Origin of the sequence: Deinococcus taeanensis (assembly GCF_020229735.1) — a bacterium.
GTDB lineage: Bacteria > Deinococcota > Deinococci > Deinococcales > Deinococcaceae > Deinococcus > Deinococcus taeanensis.
Map to the genome: position 1 here is coordinate 687,827 of NZ_CP083455.1, position 18,874 is coordinate 706,700.

Annotated in this window: 18 protein-coding genes and 1 tRNA gene; 9 read left to right on the plus strand and 10 right to left on the minus strand. The window is 68.2% G+C overall.

Translation table 11 applies throughout. The features are described 5' to 3' along the window. Nucleotide 1: 1 nt before the first annotated feature. Nucleotides 2-424, minus strand: a complete 423-nt coding sequence (locus LAJ19_RS03310; RefSeq protein WP_225476892.1) for a cobalamin B12-binding domain-containing protein — start codon at nt 422-424, stop codon at nt 2-4. Nucleotides 425-575: 151 nt separating this feature from the next. On the opposite strand from LAJ19_RS03310, the gene LAJ19_RS03315 reads away from it, so the two are divergent. Next, nucleotides 576-1,697 carry an META domain-containing protein gene (locus LAJ19_RS03315; RefSeq protein ID WP_225476893.1) on the plus strand — a complete coding sequence of 374 codons (1,122 nt, stop codon included), beginning with the start codon at nt 576-578 and terminating at the stop codon, nt 1,695-1,697. Between the two features lie 61 nt (nt 1,698-1,758). Here LAJ19_RS03315 and LAJ19_RS03320 read toward each other — a convergent pair whose 3' ends face one another. Together LAJ19_RS03320 and LAJ19_RS03325 are read right to left on the minus strand one after the other, a co-directional pair. Then, the gene (locus LAJ19_RS03320) at nt 1,759-3,600 is read right to left on the minus strand and encodes an alpha-amylase family glycosyl hydrolase (RefSeq protein ID WP_225476894.1); all 1,842 of its coding nucleotides are present in this window, start codon (nt 3,598-3,600) and stop codon (nt 1,759-1,761) included. 352 nt (nt 3,601-3,952) lie between these two features. Further along, a complete protein-coding gene (locus LAJ19_RS03325; RefSeq protein ID WP_225476895.1) occupies nt 3,953-4,861 on the minus strand; it encodes a DUF4384 domain-containing protein in 909 nt (302 codons plus the stop codon). A gap of 171 nt (nt 4,862-5,032) precedes the next feature. Between LAJ19_RS03325 and LAJ19_RS03330 the strand changes: the two genes are divergently transcribed. The 3 genes from LAJ19_RS03330 (at nt 5,033) to LAJ19_RS03340 (ending at nt 7,900) form a co-directional block, all read left to right on the plus strand. Beyond that, on the plus strand, nt 5,033-5,590 hold the full coding sequence (locus LAJ19_RS03330; RefSeq protein WP_225476896.1) for a molybdopterin-dependent oxidoreductase: 558 nt from the start codon (nt 5,033-5,035) through the stop codon (nt 5,588-5,590). Beyond that, complete coding sequence (locus LAJ19_RS03335) at nt 5,587-6,840, plus strand: sensor histidine kinase (protein WP_225476897.1); 1,254 nt, start codon at nt 5,587-5,589, stop codon at nt 6,838-6,840. The genes LAJ19_RS03330 and LAJ19_RS03335 overlap by 4 nt, the downstream gene beginning before the upstream one ends. 64 nt (nt 6,841-6,904) lie before the next feature. After that, a complete protein-coding gene (locus LAJ19_RS03340) occupies nt 6,905-7,900 on the plus strand; it encodes a CAP domain-containing protein (protein ID WP_225476898.1) in 996 nt (331 codons plus the stop codon). A gap of 154 nt (nt 7,901-8,054) precedes the next feature. On the opposite strand, the gene LAJ19_RS03345 is transcribed toward LAJ19_RS03340, so the two are convergent. Next, nucleotides 8,055-8,642, minus strand: a complete 588-nt coding sequence (locus LAJ19_RS03345) for an RNA polymerase sigma factor (RefSeq protein ID WP_225476899.1) — start codon at nt 8,640-8,642, stop codon at nt 8,055-8,057. A gap of 141 nt (nt 8,643-8,783) precedes the next feature. On the opposite strand from LAJ19_RS03345, the gene LAJ19_RS03350 reads away from it, so the two are divergent. Next, complete coding sequence (locus LAJ19_RS03350) at nt 8,784-9,098, plus strand: FUN14 domain-containing protein (protein ID WP_225477945.1); 315 nt, start codon at nt 8,784-8,786, stop codon at nt 9,096-9,098. A 120-nt stretch (nt 9,099-9,218) separates the two neighbouring features. Here the strand turns inward: LAJ19_RS03350 and LAJ19_RS03355 are convergent, their stop codons facing one another. Continuing rightward, on the minus strand, nt 9,219-11,114 hold the full coding sequence (locus LAJ19_RS03355; RefSeq protein WP_225476900.1) for a peptidyl-prolyl cis-trans isomerase: 1,896 nt from the start codon (nt 11,112-11,114) through the stop codon (nt 9,219-9,221). 40 nt (nt 11,115-11,154) lie between these two features. Here LAJ19_RS03355 and LAJ19_RS03360 point away from each other — a divergent pair. Further along, nucleotides 11,155-11,231: transfer RNA gene (locus tag LAJ19_RS03360), tRNA-Arg, on the plus strand. Between the two features lie 210 nt (nt 11,232-11,441). Further along, entirely contained in the window at nt 11,442-12,443 is a 1,002-nt protein-coding gene (locus LAJ19_RS03365; RefSeq protein ID WP_225476901.1) for an SIS domain-containing protein, read from the plus strand. A 38-nt stretch (nt 12,444-12,481) separates the two neighbouring features. On the opposite strand, the gene LAJ19_RS03370 is transcribed toward LAJ19_RS03365, so the two are convergent. Beyond that, nucleotides 12,482-13,444 (minus strand): homoserine dehydrogenase, encoded by a 963-nt coding sequence (locus tag LAJ19_RS03370; protein ID WP_225476902.1) that lies wholly within the window; start codon nt 13,442-13,444, stop codon nt 12,482-12,484. A gap of 261 nt (nt 13,445-13,705) precedes the next feature. Here LAJ19_RS03370 and prfA point away from each other — a divergent pair, with 261 nt between their 5' ends. Both prfA and LAJ19_RS03380 read left to right on the plus strand, forming a co-directional pair. Continuing rightward, a complete protein-coding gene (gene prfA / locus LAJ19_RS03375) occupies nt 13,706-14,809 on the plus strand; it encodes a peptide chain release factor 1 (RefSeq protein WP_225476903.1) in 1,104 nt (367 codons plus the stop codon). Continuing rightward, nucleotides 14,796-15,290: an NUDIX hydrolase gene (locus LAJ19_RS03380; RefSeq protein WP_225476904.1), complete on the plus strand. Its 495-nt coding sequence runs from the start codon at nt 14,796-14,798 to the stop codon at nt 15,288-15,290. The genes prfA and LAJ19_RS03380 overlap by 14 nt, the downstream gene beginning before the upstream one ends. A gap of 79 nt (nt 15,291-15,369) precedes the next feature. Here the strand turns inward: LAJ19_RS03380 and greA are convergent, their stop codons facing one another. From greA to LAJ19_RS03400, 4 genes are all read right to left on the minus strand, one after another. Continuing rightward, nucleotides 15,370-15,840, minus strand: a complete 471-nt coding sequence (gene greA, locus LAJ19_RS03385) for a transcription elongation factor GreA (protein ID WP_225476905.1) — start codon at nt 15,838-15,840, stop codon at nt 15,370-15,372. Between the two features lie 167 nt (nt 15,841-16,007). After that, a complete protein-coding gene (locus LAJ19_RS03390; protein WP_225477947.1) occupies nt 16,008-17,069 on the minus strand; it encodes a phosphohydrolase in 1,062 nt (353 codons plus the stop codon). Nucleotides 17,070-17,076: 7 nt separating this feature from the next. After that, nucleotides 17,077-17,874 (minus strand): enoyl-CoA hydratase/isomerase family protein, encoded by a 798-nt coding sequence (locus LAJ19_RS03395; protein WP_225476906.1) that lies wholly within the window; start codon nt 17,872-17,874, stop codon nt 17,077-17,079. A 135-nt stretch (nt 17,875-18,009) separates the two neighbouring features. Further along, the gene (locus tag LAJ19_RS03400; RefSeq protein ID WP_225476907.1) at nt 18,010-18,741 is read right to left on the minus strand and encodes a phosphorylase family protein; all 732 of its coding nucleotides are present in this window, start codon (nt 18,739-18,741) and stop codon (nt 18,010-18,012) included. Between the last annotated feature and the right edge of the window lie 133 nt (nt 18,742-18,874).

Genomic DNA, 18,874 nt, shown 5'->3' on the forward strand with positions numbered 1-18,874 from the left:
GTTAGGCCTCGCCCTGCGCCTGCCAGCGGTCCTGAACGGCGCTGCGCAGGTACGTGGCGGCGTCCTCGGTGCTCGCGCCGGGCGTGAAGACCCGGCCCACGCCCAGTTCCTTCAGCTGCGGGAGGTCCTGGTCGGGAATGATGCCGCCTCCGAACACGATGATGTCCTCCGCGCCGCGTTCGCGCAGCAGGGTCATCACCTCCCGGAAGTAGTGCATGTGCGCGCCGGACAGCACGCTCAGGCCAATGGCGTCGACGTCCTCCTGCACGGCGGCATTCACGATCATTTCGGCCGTCTGGCGCAGGCCGGTGTAGATCACTTCCATGCCCGCGTCGCGCAGGGCGCGCGCCACGACCTTCGCGCCCCGGTCATGGCCGTCCATGCCGGGTTTGGCGATCAGCACTCGAATTCGGCGGTCTTCCATGCGTTCCTCCTGCGCCTGCGAGCGGCCGTGACCGCAGCAGCGGCGCGGCCAGGCACCTAACGGGCGTTTGGAGGCATTCTACGTGCCCGCCTGCCGTCCTGTCCCGTTCCGCTGTCACCCGCCGGTCAGCTTCACGCAGTACAACCAGACCATGAGCGCCCTCCTGTCCGCCCTGACCTTTGCGGCTCTGGCTGCCCCGGCCAGCTCCGCGTCGCCCGTGGGGGTCACGTGGACCCTGCAGGTCATTCAGCCGGCCGGCCAGGCGCCCATCACGCCCGGTGCGCGCCTGACCCGGCCCACGCTGCGCCTGGACGGCACCGGCAGTCGCCTGACCGTGACCGGCACCACCGGGTGCAGCGCCCTGAACGCCCAGGCGGCCCTCAATGGGCAGGCGCTGGTGCTGCGTGCCGTGCAGGGCGGCACCAGCGAGCGCTGCGCCGACGCGGCGCTGAGTCTGCGCGGGGATTACCTGCACCTCCTGAACACCACCACCCGCTACGCCCTGAAGAGCGGCACCCTGACCCTGTCGGGGGCCGCCGGGCAGCTGACCTTCACTGCCGGAGGCGCCATGCCGCAGCCCGTTCCTTCACCTGCACTGCTCAACGGCACGTGGCTGGCCCGTTCCCTGCGTGGCCCCGCCGGGCCGGAGCGCACCACGGCGCTGCTGCGCCTGAGCGTGCAGGGGGCGCGGGTCACGCTCGGTGGCCTGGCCGGATGCAACACCGTGAGCGCCACTGGCGCGGTGCTGGACGGCCCGCAGGTGCAGTTCGGGGTGGTGACCGCCACCCGGCGGGTCTGCCCCGGGGCAGCTGGGGAGGCAGAAACGCGGCTGCTCTCGCTGCTGCGCGGCCCGCTGAGCGCCACCGTGCAGGGCGACACCCTGCTGCTGCGCGGCGCGACCGGGCAGCTGACCCTGACGCGCGCCCCGGCCGTCATTACACCGGGGGCCGGTCAGCCGGACCCGGACCGGACGTACACCCTGACTCGCCTGAACGGGCAGCCCGCACCGCAGACCCCGCGCCCGGTGACGCTCACCTTCCAGGCGGGCCGGGTGGGCGGCAGTGACGGCTGCAACAGCGTCGGCGCCGCGTACGTGCTGCAGGGCGGCCGCGTGACTCTCAGTGAACCGGTCGTGAGTACCCGCATGGCGTGCCCGGAGGGGCTCAGCGTGAACCTCGCGGGTCTGCTTGAGCAGCGTCCTGCGCTGGGGGTACAGGGCGCTGTCCTGACGCTGCGCGCCGGGGAGGAGGTCTGGGAGTTCCAGGCCCGCTGACGCAGCGCAGCATGGGGAGGCGCGGACAGTCACCGTCCGCGCCTCTGTCACGGGAAGTGAGTTACTGCCAGTTGCCCCCGTTGTACGTCAGGCTGCCCGACGCGGGGGTCGTGAGGGTCCGGTTGCTGCCGCCTTCCCAGGTGACGCTCGCACCGCTGTCGCCGGGTTTCTTGATGAACTTGAACTGCGCGGTCACGCTGGGCGGCAGGCTCACGGTGGTTTTCCACGTGCAGGTGCTGCCTGAGCACCCGCTGGGCGTCATGGCCAGGGCGCTGGCGGTGTTCCAGGCGCCGAGTTCCGCGCGGTCCCCGACGAGGTACACGTCCTGCCCGAAGTACGTGCTGGCAGTCACCTGGAAGCTGACGCTGGTGGCGGTGCTGCCGGTGCCGCCCGCCTTGAAGATCCCCATCTTCCCGGCGCCGATCGTGACAGGCAGTTTGCCTGCGGTGACAGTCGCGCTGGACGGCGCGCCCTCTGCGAGCAGGTCGTTGAAGACCGTGCCGTTCGTCAGGGCGCTCTTGTCCGTGGTGCTGATCCCGGCATTCCCCTGAATGTCGAGGTTCACGCTGGCGGCGCTGCCGGAGGTGTTCACGACCACGATGACGCGGTTGGTGCCGCTGCCCCGGTAGAAGGCGTACACGTTCTGCCCGCCGTTGGGCCGCCACATCTCCGCGTAGTTGCCTTTCCAGAGGGCCTCGTTTGCCCGGCGGATCCCGATGAGTTTCTTGGTCAGGTCGTACGTGATTTTCGGCGTGCCGCCGCCCGCCACGAAGTTCGCCTGCGTGGCGTTGCGGCCGGTGTCGGTCCAGGCCCAGCCGGGCATGTCGCGCCGGTTGTCGGGGTCGCTGCCGCCGTACATGCCGAGTTCGTTGCCGTAGTACAGCTGTGGGATGCCGGGGAGCGTCAACAGCATTCCCAGGGCGTTGTGATAGCGGGTGCGGATCTCGGCCTCGGTCACGGCGCTACCGGGTTCGTTCACGAAGCGCTGCACGTCGTGGTTGTCCAGCAGGTTCACCTGCAGCAGGGTGCGGTCGAGTCCGAGGGTCCCCAGCGTGGACTGCATGCGGGTGGCCAGCGTGTCCAGGCTGCCGCCCCGGCCGACCGAGTCCACCATCGCCTGGCGCAGCGGGAAGTTGAAGGTGGAGTCGAAGCCGGCGTCGAGGTAGGTCTTGAGTTTGTTCAGGTCGCCGGAATCGAAGACCTCGCCCAGCAGGAAGGTGTTGGGCCGCGCGGCGAGCACGCCGGGCACCCACGAGTTCTGCCAGTAGGTGGTGGGGACATGCTTGACGGTGTCCATGCGGATGCCGTCGATGGCGTAGGTGCTCGTCCAGGTTTTCGACAGGTTGGTCAGGTACGTGGCGACCGTACTGTCCTCCTGGCGGAAGTCCGGGAGGCCGGCCAGGGGGCAGAGGACGTCGTCGCCGGTGCAGCTGCTGTGGAACCACGAGGGGTTCTGGCTGACGATCCGCGCGCCGTACCCGGCGTGGTTCACGACCATGTCCATGACGTACTTCTGCCCGTTCGCGTGCAGGTCGTTGATCAGGCCGGTGAGGTCGGTGCTGGTGCCCAGTTTGGGTTCGAGCGCGGTGTCGTCGGGGTTGGTGTAGTCGGGCCAGTAGCCGTGGTAGCCGCACTGGCTGCCGTTCACGAGACCGACCTGCCTGTACACGGGCGTGGTCCAGACGGTGGTGGCGCCCAGGTCACGGATGTAGGGCAGTTTGTTGCGCAGGCCCTGGAGGTCGCCGCCGTGGAACTTGGTGGCGTTGGTGGTGTCCAGGCAGTTGGCCTGGCCGAGGGTGTCGTTGGCCGTGGTGCCGTTCGAGAACCGGTCGGGCATCACGAGGTAGATCACCTGCTGCCGCCAGGTGTCGATGTTGGTGCCACTGATGGCCTGGGCCTGCACTGTCCCCGGTATGGAAACGGTTCCAGACTGGGCAGGCGTCGGCGCTTGGGAGCAGGCGGAAAGAAGAAGAGCAGCGGACAGGGCCCCCGCGAAACCACGGGACAGGACAGAACGCTTCATGACAAGCCTCCAGGGCAGGCTCCACACGGCGTGGAACCGGTTCAATGAATTGTGGTGCCTGCCAATCATAATCGACAGAGCTGGCCGGAAATCAAGGGGCGGGCCCCGGGTCTTACTTCACCGCTCTCTGGCCTGCCTTCCCGGATCTGCTGGTCCGCTTGCAAAACCCTGCTGTGAGCCATGCGAAAGGGCAGGGCGACACGTCGCCCTGCCCTTCGAGACCCCGCTGCCGTCAGCGACGCTCGACCTTCACCTCCACGCGGTTGCCCTTGCGCTTCACCGTGAGTTCCGCCTTGCCTCCGTTCGCCCGGCGGTACTCGCTCTTCACCTCGCTGGGCTTGCTCCTCACCGACGACTGCACGTAGCCCTCAGCCTTCAGGAACGCTGCGTACCGGTCATGCAGAGCCCGCAGGTCCTGCTGGTTGTCCACCACCGTCGACCACTCCCGCGCGCTGCCCCAGGGCGCCGCTCCTGTTGGGTTCACCTGAACCGACAGCGCCTGCGCCGTGCGCGGCGCCGGGGCAGCCGGTGCCTGAGCGACCGGCGCCGTCAGCGGCACCGCGGCGCTGCGGGCCGCCACCGCGTAGTACGCCGTATCGGTCACCCAGCTGTTCTGCGGGACTGGAGTCACCACAATACTCAGCGCCTGCGCCAGCCCCTGCTGCCCGGTCACACGCACCGCAGCGAACGAGTTCTGCCCGGACCTGAAGGTCGCAATCTGATCCAGGTTCAGGGGGGTGCGGCTGGCCAGGGCCAGCACCTTGTTCACGCCGTACGGCGCAGCGATATCGAACGTGAACGCGTCACCAGCTGCCGGGAAGGCCTTGACGGTGTTCGCCTTCAGGAAGTTCTCGCCCCCCTGGAAGCGGTTGGGCAGAATCAGATCCACCTGCCCCTGTGGGTCCACGTTGAACAGGTACACGTACGCGTCCTGGTTCACGCTGGTGAACAGCCGGATCTTCTCACCCGGGACGTAACTCGGCGTCTGCGTGCCACTTGCGTCCCGGTCGGTCCAGACCTTTACGCTCAGTTCGGTGGGGACAGGGTTCACAATGATGCTCTGCGCGCTGAGCGTGGGGGCGGCCATCGCCACGCTGCCCAGAGCACCCAGGAGGACCGTCAGGGAAAAGGTTGCTTTCATGCCCCTACCTTCCACCCGCTACGTGACCCCAGCCTGACCACACGGCCGACGTCCAGTTATGCTTCCTTTATAGACGTCTCATTCTTCATGAAGCCAGCTGTTTTCCTTTTAGCAAGAGGTTTCTCTTGAGCTGACCTTGAGACTTGGTGGCAGCTCCCCTAGAATCAGGCCGTGTTCCCGCGCAAGTCATGTGTTCTGCTCCAGCGGCTGGCGCTGAGTTCCGGACTGCTGGGCCTGACCGCTCCAGCGGCCGCCAGCAACCCCGCCACCTGGCCCGCGTTTTCCTATGTGCGCGCTGCCCAGCTCACGCCAAAAGCCAGGCCAGGCGAACGCCCGGCACTGACCATCGACGCCACCGGTGGCCCCCTGCGGCTCACGCTGTCGCAGCTACAGGCCATGCCGGCCGTTCGCTACATGACGGAACACAGACAGCTCAAAAAGACCTACACCTACGAAGGTGTGCCCCTGCGTGACCTCGCCGCCCGCGGTGGATTCGCCGGCAAGGACCTGCGCGTCTACGCATCCAACGGCTTTTTCACCACCATCAAAGCCAGCGATTACATGACTCTGCCCATCATGCTGGCCTACAAGGCCGACGGCGCGGCCATCCCAGTGCTGCAGAAAGGTCCGCTGACCGTGGTTCTTCCCAAGGGCCCGGCGCGCCTGCAGGGGCCGGAGTACTCATCGGCCTGGGTGTGGTTCGTGGAGCGGATTGCTCCTCTGAAATGATGGCCGCCCGGCACTTCACCGCCCTGCGCTCCAGGATCCTGCTGCGTGAACTGCTGCTTGCCATGCTGCCCCTCGCCATCACGGTTCTGCTGCTTGGCGTGGCTTTGGCGCCCAACAACCAGGCCTTGATCAACCGTCCGCAGGACGGCTGGACCCCTTACGCCTACCAGGGCCTGTCACAGGACGTGCTGCGTTATCAGGTGGCGCGCCTGGACCCGACATTGACCCGGCAGCAGCGTCTGGTCGTCCGGGATCAGGCACTCTCCAGTGTGCGCAGCCGCGCGCAGTTCAGTGATCTCTCGGCCGTGGAAGCGCACGGAGAGGGCAGTCTTGCTGCCATCGAGCGGGCCCTGATGCAGAACACCGATGAGTCCCTCCGGGAGGCCGTTCAGCAGGCGCTGGCCCTGAACAGCGAGGCCCTCGAGTACAGCCAGCAGATGCGTGATCAGTACAAGGATGCCCTGGAAGGTATGCGTAACGCTCTGCTGGGCAGCGCCGTCGTGGCCGGCATACTGGGACTGCTCCTGACCCTCAGAGCCCTGCTGATGTGGCGCGCCGACCGGGTCAGGGCCGAGCAGCGGGAGGCCCGGCAGCAGGAGGCGCTCAGTCTCGCCAGTCACGAGATGCGCCGCCCGCTGCAGAGCCTGCTGCTGGCCAGCGATCTGCTGCGGCAGGCGGCCACGGAAGGCCAGCGGCAGCATCTGCTGACCATGATTGAGGACAGCGCCGCGCAGCTCGCCAGCCGCGCGGACCTCACCCGGCTGAACGCCCTGTACCTGGACGTGACCCTGCGGGTGCGCCGCATCGATCTGGTCCCCCTGGTCCGGCGGTTCGCGTCGGCGCGGGTGCATGTCGTCACGCCGGGCAGCCCTGTGATCTGGCCTGTGGACGCCGACCGGGCGCGGCAGATCCTGGAGAACCTGATCGAGAATGCCGTGAAGTACACCGACGGTGTGGTGGAGGTCACGCTGGACGCGCCGAACGGAGCGCCGCGCCTCCGGGTCCGTGACTTCGGGCCGGGCATGAGTGACGACCTGCGCGGGCGGGTCTTCCTGCCGTTTGAGCGTGGTCCGCAGAGTCTGGTGGCCGGCTCCGGGCTGGGTCTGCCGCTGGTGCGGCGGTATGCCCGCGCGCACGGTGGGGACGTCTGCATCGCTCCGGCGTCCGGCGGCGGCCTGGTCGTGACGGTCACCTTTGGGGAAGCGCAGGAACAGATCACGGCGCCATCTGGCGCCACAGGGGCGACCTGACGCCCACCTGATCTTCACGAGCTCTTCACAGCACGCAACCTTCATGGTGCCTTAACCTGAAGACGTGCTTCCTGTACGCCGCGCCTCTGCCCTTCTCCTGCTCACCTCCCTGGCTGCGTCTCTGACCTCCCCTGGGCTGGCGCAGGCCAGCGGGATGTTCCGCGTCGGCTACAGCGTCAGCGCCGACCACCGGGCCCCCCTGAACATAACCCTCCAGGCCACCGCTCCCGCCGGCTACGAGATCCAGTGGACGTACGGCGACGGCGCCGCAGACAGAGGTCTGAACGTCACGCACACGTACTATCGGCCCGGCACCTACACCCTGAGCGCCACGCTGCTCGACGCCCAGGGCCGGACCGTCAGCCGAGCAGAAATTCCCGTGGAAGTCCGCAGCGCCGGCACCGAACGCGCCGAACTGACCATCCTGCATGCCCCCGGCCAGCTGCGCCTGAGCGGCGAGGGCAGCGTCATCTACGCCGCCAGCCCCATCCGCCTGTTCCTCGACGGCCGCGAGATCCGCCCCGGCGCGCAACCTGTAACGCCCGGCACGCACACCGCCGTGGCGCAGGCCACCAGCAGCGACGGCCGCACCATTGAGCGGCGCCTCACCGTGAACGTCGCTCCCTTCACCAGCAGCGCCAGCTATGACACCGAAGTGCTGCGCCTCACCAACCAGGCCCGCGCGCAGGGCTGGAACTGCGACACCAAACGCCCCGGCGGTCCTCCGCTGCCCCCCCTCAAGGCAGACGCCGCCCTCGACGTGGCCGCGCAGGCCCAGTCGGCCGCAATGGCCCTGTACGGGTACTTCGACCACACCAGCACCTTCGACGGCAGCACACCCCTGCGCCGCGTGCAGGCGGCCGGTCTGCACCCCACCTCGGTGGCGGAGAACATCGCCGCCGGACAGCAGAGCCCGCAGGAAGTCGTGGACGGCTGGCTGCGCAGCCCCGGCCACTGCCGGAACATCATGGGGAACTTCACCCTGATCGGCCTGTCGTTCGTGAACCGCCCTGGCACCACCTACAGCCGCTACTGGACCCAGGTGTTCGCCCGCCTCTGAGGCGGAGCCCTCCCCACCGGCCTCCTCGACAGGGCAGCGCGCCTGGCGCACCCTGTCAGGGAGGTTCTGAACCGCGAGCGGCTGAAGTGCGGAAGGTTGCAAGGGGCCGCGGGGGTACCGCCGTACTGAATGGCCTGAGCCCCGGGCGGGTGACCTAGTGAACGTCGGCCACACCAGCGAGCAGGTCGGCGAGCTGCTCCTTGGCGCGAAACACGCGGCTTTTGGCCGTGCCGACCGCCACGCCCTGAATCTGCGCGATCTCGTCGTAACTGAGGTCCTCCACGAACCGCAGCACCACGGCTTCCCGGTACTCCGGGGGCAGCTGCAGCAGCGCGCGCTGGACCCGGTCCTGGGCGTCGGCACTCTCAGCCATCTGTACGGGTGACCGGCGCTCGCTGGTCACCTCGAACCCCACGTCCTCCCGCGCCTGTTCCAGCGAGAACCGCTGCAACTGCTTGCGGCGGTGGGACTCGATCTGCGTGTTGCGCGCCACCTGGTACAGCCAGGGCAGCACCCGTTCACCGGGGCGGAACGTGCGAATGGACCGCCAGGCCCGGTAGAACACCTCCTGCGTGAGGTCCAGGGCGTCCTCACTGTTGCCCTCGAGGCGGTACAGGTACCCGTACATGCGGCCCTCGTGTTCCTGCACGAATTCAAACCACGCGGCCTCGTCACCGTCGCACAGCCGCGCGTACAGCTCAGGCGAGATCACGTCGGCGGGGGAAGACGCAGGGAGGTCCACAGTGCCTACACCATAGCGCGCCGCTGCGCGCCGCGCCGTCCGCTTTGCGGCGGAGGCGTGCGGTAGCATGCGCGCACCTTGAGCTTCACCCGCGCCTCCCACCTTCTGACGACCCAGACTGCCGGCCCGGCCCCGGGCCTCATGGACGCCCTGCGCGACCTGCTGCCCGACCTGAGTGTGGGCGCCCTGCTGGGGTTCGCGGCGGGCGTGGCCCTGAGGCACATCGGCCGGATCGCTCTCATTCTGCTGGGCGTGCTGTTCATCACGTTGCAGCTGCTGGCCTACTTTGATCTGATCAGCGTGAACTGGCTGCGCGTGCAGGCACTCACCGAGCCGTGGCTCCGGCAGGGCAGTGAGGCGGGCGGCGCCTGGCTCAGCCGGGTTCTCACCGCGAACCTGCCGTTCGCGGGGGCGTTCACGGCGGGCCTGTTGCTGGGCCTGCGCGCCCGCATGTAGGAGCGCGTCTCCGCTCCATCAGGGGCTGGAGGACGCCCGGTACGCTGGCCACCCACCTCTTCCCTCAAACAGTCCGCCCCGCTTATCGAAGCGGGGCGGGGTTCGGGATGATAGGGGAGGTTACTTGTCGGCGGGCGGGGCTTTGGTTGCGCCGGCGCCACTGCCGCTTCCAGCGGCGTCCGCACTGCCTTTGGTGCCGTCTTTGCCGGCGGCGCCCTGGGCGGGGGTGGTCTTGGGCGCCGCGGCCGCCACGCGCTTCTCCTGCGCCGCGAGAATCTCCTTGAGCTTGTCGCTGGGCTTCAGCGTGGCCACCTGAGCCTGAAGGAACTTCTGGCCCTCCTCACTCTTCTTCTGCGCGAGCACCTGCGTCTCGATCTGGCCGCGCACCGCACTCAGGGGCTGCGTGGCGGCCCGCTGGAGGTCCGTGATGTACAGCACGGAGTAGCGGTCGCCGACCTTCACGACGTCGCTCAGGCTGCCTTCGCCCGCGTCGCGCAGACTCTTGGCGCTGAACACCGCGGCGTTCAGCGCCTCGCTGAGTTTGCCGTCACCGCCGGTCACACTGCCGCGCTCGCTGACAGTCCCACCGGCCTTCCCGGCCGCCTGCGCGAAGTCGCCGCTGCTGAAGCCGTTACGGAACGCCACGGCCTTCGCCTGGTCCTTGAAGCTCGCTTCGGTCACGGTGGCGCTGGCGGGGGATTCGAACTGCGCTTTGTTCTGGGTGTAGAACGCCTGCACGTCGGCGTCACTGACCTTGACGTTCCGCGCGCCGTACGCGGCAATTCCGGCTGCCAGTTCCTGACGGGTGCCCACCAGGTTCAGCTTGAGGCGCTCGACCAGCGCGGACGCAGCGTACCCCTGAATCAGCTGCTGCACCACCTGGGGCTTCAGGATGCCGTTGACAAGCTGGGCGGCCTGGTCGGCCGGCACCTGCTGCAGCAGGCCCGCGAACTGCTGGTTGTTCACGACCTGCTCGATAACCTGCGAGTAGGGAATGCTCTGCCCGCCGACCGTGGCGACCGTGGGATTCTCCACCTTCCAGTTCAGGTCCTTGAACTCCACCTTGGCGTCCTTGCGCAGGCCTTCGACCCAGGCTTCCACAGCGGCATTCTTCTTCTGCTCGTTGACGGTGGTGCTCACGTCACTCTTCGCTTCGGCGAAGGGCTTCCTGGTCGGGGGCAGGTACTTCTCGACTTTCACGATGTAGAACTTCCCGCCGCTTTCCACCACGTCAGTCAGGCCGCCGTCTTTCAGGGCGAAGGCGGCCGTGCCCACCTCGCTGGGCAGCGCGACCTGCGCCACGGGCCGGGGAGCGCCGTTCTCGATGGGTCCCAGCGCGCCGCCACGGTCCTTGAATTCGGTGCTGTTGGCGCTGGCGAGCCCGGCGAAATCCGCGCCGCCCTTCAGCTGGGTCAGCAGGGCCTGCGCCTTGGCCTTATCGGCCACGACGATCTGGCGTCCCTGGATGCGCGGGTCGGTCTGGAACTTGTCGCTGTTCAGGTCATAGTACGCCTGGAGTTCGGCGTCCGTGGCGGCCGGCACGGCCTTTTTCAGTTCCTCGACCTTGCGCTCGATGGCGAGGCTCTGGCGGACCTGCTGGCGGTACTCACTGTCGGTCAGGCCCACACCCTGCAGGGCGTCCGTCCATTTCTTGTTGTCGGTCAGGTCGTTCGCTTCGCGGACTTCCGTGACTTTGGCGTTCACGTCTTTGCGGCTGACGCGGATGTCCTTCACGGCGTTCGACACGAGCGTCTGATCAATCTGCTGGGCGACCACGAAGGTTTTGAAATCGTCGCCCAGCACGCCGGTGTCGGTGCTGCTCAGTACGGGGTTGCTGCGCCGCGCGGCCTCAAGCTGCTCGACGGTGACAGCGGTGCCGTTGACAGTCAGGGCGGGGGTGCCTTTCTCTTTGTTAAACAGCGAGCCCAGCGAGGGCGTGAACTGGTAGGCCATGCCCACCACCAGCAGCAGGGCCAGAACGCCCATAAGGACGTTCACGAGTTTCTTCTTGTTCACTTGATCTCCTTCATTCGAAATGCTAGGTTACCGGAGCTTTGCGCTCGTAGCTCAGGTGGATAGAGCGTTGGCCTCCGGAGCCAAAGGTCACTGGTTCGAGTCCAGTCGAGCGCACCACAACACCCGCCCTGCCAGAACACCGGCAGGGCGGTGTTCTGTTGGGTGGTATCGGCCCCAGTCGGGGCAGTCCGGAGGCGCACGCGCCGGATTCTAGCACGCGAGATTAAGTGAGCGTGAAGGAAGAAAGGCCGTGCTGAACGACGTTTTCTCGCCCCAGCGGGGCGCTGTGGCCGCCCGCCCGGCCCGGCAGCCTGTACGCTGTGCCTCATGAGCACCGCGCACCTCCTGACCCTGCTTGAAACGCTGCCCGGCAGCTACGCCGGCCCCACCCGTCCCGAAGACGGCCCCTACGGCCTGGTCGGGGCGGGCGAGGGCACCCTGGCCGCGCACCTGGCGCAGACCCTGGTGGCCAGCAGCCTCACGCGCAGCGGCACGCAGTTCGTGCTCAGCAGCCCCGACGCCAGCGTGCTGGCCACCGACTACGCCGACTTCGCCACAGTGGCCGGCGCGCAGGTGCGCCGCGTCGCCACCGGCGGCACGCCCGAGGAGATCGACACGCTCGTACCCGGCGGGCCCCTCGCCACGTACCATTTCGCGCAGTTCGTGGCGCACGCCACCGGCCACAGCGCCGACGCCCAGGCGGCCGACACCCTGCTCGCCGACCTCGCCGGGCGCTGCGCGCCGCACGTGACCGAGAACAACCCGGCCCGGGACCTCGCCTGGAGCCTGTGGGGCCGCCTGCCGCTCCTGCTGTCCGCCGCTGACGCCGACGCCCTGCCGCACGCATGGCAGCAGCTGCTGGCCCGCACAGGCAAGACCCTCAGCGTGCCCCTGCTCGGTGACCCACTGCCCCTGGTGACCGGGGCCTTCGAAGCGCAGCATGAGAAGGGGGACGCGAAAGTCGCCCTGATTCTCGGCGACGCCGACGATACGCTGCTGCTGGCGCGCGAGGTGCTGGAGTCCCGCATTGACGAGATCATTCACGTGCCCTACCCGGACGGCGCGCAGGGCTACCCCGCGCAGCTGGCCCTGTGGTACTTCGGCGCGTGGGTGGCGGCGTACCTTGCGGAACGCTACGGCAAGGAGCCGGCCGACGTGCCGGTACTGGCGCGCGCGCAGGGCGTCATGGGCGGCGAGGACCGCGAGCAGGCCCGGCTGGCCGGGCCGCGCGACGACCTGCGCCGCACGAACGTCGTCAAGGACTGGGCCGATGATCAGGACGTCGGCGACCTGGACCTCGACGAGGACGAAGACCCCAACGACGAGTAAACGCAGCGGCCGCCCGGCGGGCCCCGCTCCGTCCCCCCTCAGTGCAGCGGGACGTGCCCGGGAAAGCCGATCACCCAGTCCAGCAGGTCGCCGACCATGGCGCTGGCCGTCACCATGCCGCCCGCCCCGCCACCCGCGAAGATCAGCGTGCCGCACTCCTCGCCTTCGTACACCATTGCGTTCCGGCTGGCGCCCGCAGTGCACAGCGGGTGATCCTCAGGCAGCGACTGCGGGGACACGCGCGCCACCCACTCGCCGTTCACGCGTTCCAGTTCCGCCACCAGTTTGATGCGCTCCCCACGCGCCCTGGCCGACTGCACCTCATCCAGGGTCAGGGCCTCGATGCCCTGCACCTGCACGCGCTCGTACGGGAAGTTCGGGTCCGCGCAGAAGCGGGCCAGGACCGTCAGCTTGTGCGCCGTGTCGAAGCCCCCCACGTCCAGTGTGGGAGGGTCCTCGGCGTACCCGAGCGCCTGCGCCTCGGCAAGCGCCTGGGCGTACTCCTTACCCTCCTCCATCTGCGTGATGATGTACAGGCACGTGCCGTTCAGGACCGCCTGCAGACGCGTGAAGGTGCTGGCCCGCAGGACCGTGCTCATCGGCCCGATCACAGGTGTGCCCGCCATCACGGACGCCTCGTAGTACAGCTTGCCGTCCAGGGCGTAGTCACGCAGTTCATTCCACCGCTCGGCCAGCAGGGCCTTGTTCGCCGTGATCACCGGCCGCCCGGACTTCAGGTAGGGCCGGAGCAGATCCATGGGCTGCTCCACACCGCCCATCGCCTCGATCACCACCCCGCATTCCTGCAGGAAAGCCGGGTCGGTCGTCAGGGGCGTGCCGGGCGGGCAGTTGCGCGGACGGCTGACGTCGCGCACCAGGACGCCGGCCACCTGCACCCGCACCCCCAGATCCGCAAAGATCGCCTCCCGCTTCCGAATCAGATTCAGGACGTCCTGCCCCACGGTGCCACACCCCAGCACGCCCACGGTCACGGTTCTCATGCGCCCGACTGTAGCGCCCGGCCCTCCCGGCAACCGGCACCACGCTTAGACGCATCGCGGCCCGCACCCGGCCACAGACCGCGCACGCTGCTGCGCCCCGGCGCCACCGGGCCGGCCCAGGCAGCCCCGTGAGCGCCGGGTCAGGGGAACGTTTCTGCCGGGCCAGCAGGGCGGGCGCTAGACTGCACTCATGATTCCCGTGTCCGCCCTGTCTGCCGCCAGCCGTCCGCCGTGCCACGCGTGCGGGCGCCCCGTGAGAACGTGACCCGCCTGAACGAACTCGCCTCGGAATTCGGCATGGTCGAGCGCGCCCTGGGCGACCCGGCCGCCCTGGCCGACCCGCGCGAGTACGCCCGCCTGACCCGCCGGCACCGCGAACTGCTGCCTCTCGTGACCCTGCTGCGCGAACGTGACACGCTGGAGCACGACCTGCGCGGCGCCCGCGACCTGCTCACCGACCCGGACATGCGCGAACTGGCCGCCGGGGAAGTGCAGAGCCTCGAAGCGCGCCTGAAAACCATCGAGGCGGAACTGGTTGTGCTGCTGCTGCCCACCGACCCGGATGACGCCAAGGACGTGATTCTCGAACTGCGCGCCGGGGCGGGCGGCGCCGAGGCCGGCCTGTTCGTCACGGACCTGCTGCGCCTCTACACCCGCTACGCCGAACAGGCCGGCCTGCGTGTAACCGTCCTGGACGCCAACGAAAGTGACCTGGGCGGCGCCAGCAAGGTCGTTGCCGAGATCACCGGCGAAGGCGCCTTCCGCGCCTTCAGATGGGAACGAGGCGTTCACCGCGTGCAGCGCGTTCCCGCCACCGAAAGCCAGGGCCGCATTCACACCAGTACCGTCACCGTCGCCGTTCTGCCCGAAGCGGAGCAGGGTGAGGTGCAGCTTGATCTGGCCGAAGTCCGCATCGACGTGTTCCGCTCGCAGGGGGCCGGCGGGCAGGGCGTGAACACCACCGACTCCGCCGTGCGCGCCGTATACCGCGCGGGCACCCCCGACGAGATCGTGGTCGTGTGCCAGGATGGACGCTCGCAGATCAAGAACCGCGAGAAGGCCCTGCAGGTTCTCGCCGCCCGCCTCGCTGAACGCGAACGCATTGCCCGGGAGGCCCGCGAACGCAACGAACGCGCCGCGCAGGTCGGCACCGGCGACCGCAGCGAGAAGATCCGCACTTACAACTATCCGCAGAACCGCGTTACCGATCACCGCCTCGAAGGGGACGACAAGAATCACCCCCTCGACAGCGTGATGGCCGGTGCCCTCGCGCCCATCGTGGCCGCCCTGGCACGCGCGCAGCGTGAGCAGCAGCTGCTGCACATGGACACCGGCCCCGAGGAGCCCCGAAATGGCGCGGCGTGACCTGCTGGTGGCCGCCGGCATCCTGCGCGACCGTTTCGGCCGGGTCCTGCTCGTCGGCAACGACTGGCAGGGGCACGGCCGCGTGCGCCACACGCTGCCCGGCGGCGTCGTCGAACCCGGCGAGACCCTCCCCGAGGCGCTGTACCGTGAGATCTACGAGGAGACCGGACTGAAACTCACGGGCATCAAGCACATGGCGTACACCGTGCATATCGAGGACGAACGCCGCGGCGAGCGGGCCATCGCCGTGGCGTTCGAGGCCACCTGGGACGGCCTGCTCAATCCCGCCGACCCGGACGGCTTCATCGTCGAGGCCCGCTTCTGCACCCCGGAGGAAGCCCTGGAAAAAATCGAAGCGCCCCCCATGCGGGAGCCGCTCAGCGATTACCTGAAGACCGGTGAACCGGGGCGTTTCTACGCCTTCAAAGGCTGGGACGGCCGCGGCGGCCTGCGCATTCCCGCCCTGAAACCCCGGTCCTGACCTGACGCCGAGTGCGCCCGGACTGACTCAGTCCGGGCGCACGTCTGAACCGGAGGCCCTGACCGGTCCCAGGCAGGAGTCAGGCGTAGTCGACGCTGAGGATCTCGAACTCGGCGTTGCCTTTCGGCAACTGCACCGTCACCTTCTCTCCGGCCCGCTTCCCGCTCAGGGCCTTCCCGATGGGGCTGGCGTCGCTGACCTTGCCTTTCAGGACATCCACCTCGTAGGTGCCCACCAGTTCAAACTGATGCTCCTTGCCCTTGGTGTCCCGCACGCGCACCCTGGCCCCCAGGCCGGCGCCGCCCGTGGCGTCTTCCTCAATGATCATGGCGCGTTCCAGCTGACGCTCCAGCTCGGAGATACGCGCCTCATTCTCGCTCTGCTGCATGCGCGCCTCGTCGTACGCCGCACTTTCACGCAGGTCGCCGTCTTCGATGGCGCGGCCCATGTTCTCGGAGATCTCCTCACGCTTCGTGGTTTTCAGGAAATGCAGGGTCTCGAGCAGTTTGTCATACCCACGCTGGGTCATGGTGATGCGATCTTTCGTCATAGACAGTCAAGTATAGGCGCTTTCGGCAACCTCCGCAGCGCAACGTGCCGGGCACCCCAGCCGCTGCCGGCACACGAGCGAGGCAGTCCCCAGACGGTGTTCGGCGGCGCGCGCCCCCTGGACCGGTCCAGACGCCCGGATAGCCGCGCCCCGGCGTGGCCTGACCTTCAGCGGCTGTCCGTGCCAAGCCCCAGGGTGTCAGTGACCGCCTGCTGCACCTGCTTTTGAGAATCCATGACTTCCACCGCCACCTGCCCCCCGCCCTCCAGGTCCATCACGAAGTGATCGCCCTCCAGCCGGACGCGCGACAGGATCTGCTCGTCCCCCTCCGGGCGGGTGGTGGCGCGCAGTTCCACAAAACGCCGCATGGGCGTACGGATCACTTTCGGAGCCAGGATTTCCTCCACCTGGAAGATCCCGCCCGAGTTGTTCATGGTGACACTGATCAGCACCGGCTTGTCCCGGCCACGCTCAATGACCACCTGATCCACTGCCAGCGCACTGATGGAATGAATGTCCACGCTGCCCATGCTGAACGCCTTGCGGCCCCGGCCCTTCGTGATGTCCGTGCCGTCCGCGACCGCGACGATCCCGCCCTCCATGGTCAGCGGCGCGGGGCTCAGGTCGTGGCAGTTGATGGCACCCAGAATGAACGAGCGCACCTTCATGCGCTTGAACGGATCCGGGTACAGTGGCGTCATGATCCGGTCCAGAATCGGCAGGGCCAGCGCCACACCATGCGCCTCGTGTCCCACCCGGTGAATCTGGTTGCCGATGTCATGCAGCATGGTGCCCAGAATCACCGTGAGGAAGACGTCGTCCGCCTCCCCGATGCCGCTCTCCATGATGTCGGGCCTGACGCCGCCCTCAAGCAGCAGCTCCGTGATCGCCAGCCCCGCCGCGCCCGTAATGAACGCGTGCACGCGCCCGTGATCGTTGTACCCGAGTTTGCGCATGGTGATGTAATTCGCCATGTCCCAGTGCGCCAGAGCTTCCGGGTCGCCCCGCAACGCCTCGTACGCCGCGAGCGCCCGCGGAAACTCACGCAGGTCCGCGCGAATCGCCTGATTCGCCTCCTCGATCAGTTTCGCGCGAGGCGTGGTGAACTCCACAACCCGCGTCTTCCCGGCTGGGGCCGGCGCCTGCGCCGCCGTGTCACTGCCGGCCACGTCACTGACCTTCCCGCCCTCCACGCTCAGGCGGAACTTCTGATCCCCGCCGGCGCCCATGCCGTCCTCATTCACCCTGGAACTCCGCGTTGCGCTTGTTCAGGAAGGCGTGCACCCCCTCACGGAAATCCTTCGTGGCCACCGTCATGCCGAACAGGTCCGCCTCAATCTCCAACCCGCCTTCCAGAGTGGTGTCCAGGCCACGCCTCACCGCCTCCTTCACGAGGGACATGGCAATCGGCGCGTTCTTCAGCATCTGCTCGGCCACCTCCCGCGCCTTGGTGAGCGCGTCATCCGCGACGTAGTTCACGAGGCCCATCGCCAGCGCCTCGTCCGCCTTCACCTGCCGCGCCGTGAGCATCAGGTCCAGGGCGCGCCCCACGCCGATCAGGCGGGCCAGGCGCTGCGTCCCCCCAAAGCCTGGAATCAGGCCCAGCGTCACTTCCGGCAGGCCCAGTCTGGCGGTGGTCGCCGCCACGCGCACGTCACACGCGAGCGCCAGTTCCAGGCCGCCGCCCAGCGCGAACCCGTTCACCGCCGCAATCACCGGAATGGGCAGCGACGCGATCTGATGCATCACGTCCTGCCCCGCCAGGGACAGCTCACGGCCGTCGTACACGCCCTCCAGATCCTGAAACTCGCTGATGTCCGCACCCGCCACGAACGCGCGGTCACCGGCGCCCGTGATGATCAGGGCCCCCACCTCGGCGTCCTCCACAATCAGGTTCACCGCCTGCGCGATTTCAGAGAGCGTGTCGGCACTCAGGGCATTCAGCGCGCGCGGCCGGTTGATGCTCAGAATGGCGATCGGGCCATGCTGATCAATCTGCACGTTGTTGAACTCGAACTCGTCCAGTTGCGTCATGCGTTCATCCTGCCACAGCCCACCCTGTGACAGGCGAACCAGGCGCCCGTTCAGCACAGCGCCCGCTGACCCGGCCGCAGACCTGGAGGAGCACCCCTGGAACTTCTCAGCCCTGTGCGCCTGAGCCCTGCCGGGTCACGCTGGCTGTCCGTCCCTTGCCGCCAGGGTGGCAATGGCCTCCAGCGCCACCCGCACCATGCGGTCCACCCCGGCCGCCAGCACGTCATCCGGGACGAGCTGCGGGTCACCAATATCGTTGCTGCAGGCCGTCAGGCAACCGGCACGGAGACCGCGCTGCGCCGCCACCAGGAAGATCGCGCTGGCTTCCATCTCAAACCCCAGCACGCCCCGCGCCGCCCACAGGCGCGCGTGCTCCGGAGTGCTGGCATAGAAGGCGTCCTCGGTCATCACGAGACCCACGTGGTGGGGCGCCCGCTGTGCACGCGCCGCGTGCACACTGGCCTCGACCACGTCGAAGTTCGCTGCGGGTGCGTACGGCGCCCCCGCCAGCATCTGCCGGGTTGTGCCGTCGTTCGGCACGGCGGCCGTGGCGATCACCAGATCCCCCGGCGCGACCCGGGGTGTCGCGCCGCCCAGCGTGCCCACCCGGATCAGGGTCCGCGCGCCCAGCCGCGCCAGCTCCTCCGCCACGATCGCGGCGCTGGGGCAGCCCATGCCGGTCGTCTGCACACTGACCGGTACGCCCTTGTAGGTTCCAGTGAAGCCCAGCAGCTGCCGGTGACTGGTGTACTCCTGCGCTCCGTCCAGGTAGGTCGCCGCGATGTGCCGGGCACGGTTGGGGTCGCCGGGCAGGAGAACGTAAGGGGCCACATCCCCCGGCTGAGCGCGGACATGAATCTGACTCATTCCGGGAGTATAGGCACAGGTGTCTGGCCCTTCCGGCCTCTGCCGCCGCCTGAACCTATGAGCCAGGGCTCATGAGCCGGAAGAGTGATGCTTTCGTCACTTTCCTCACCTGAGGGGAAAGATGCGTGACAAC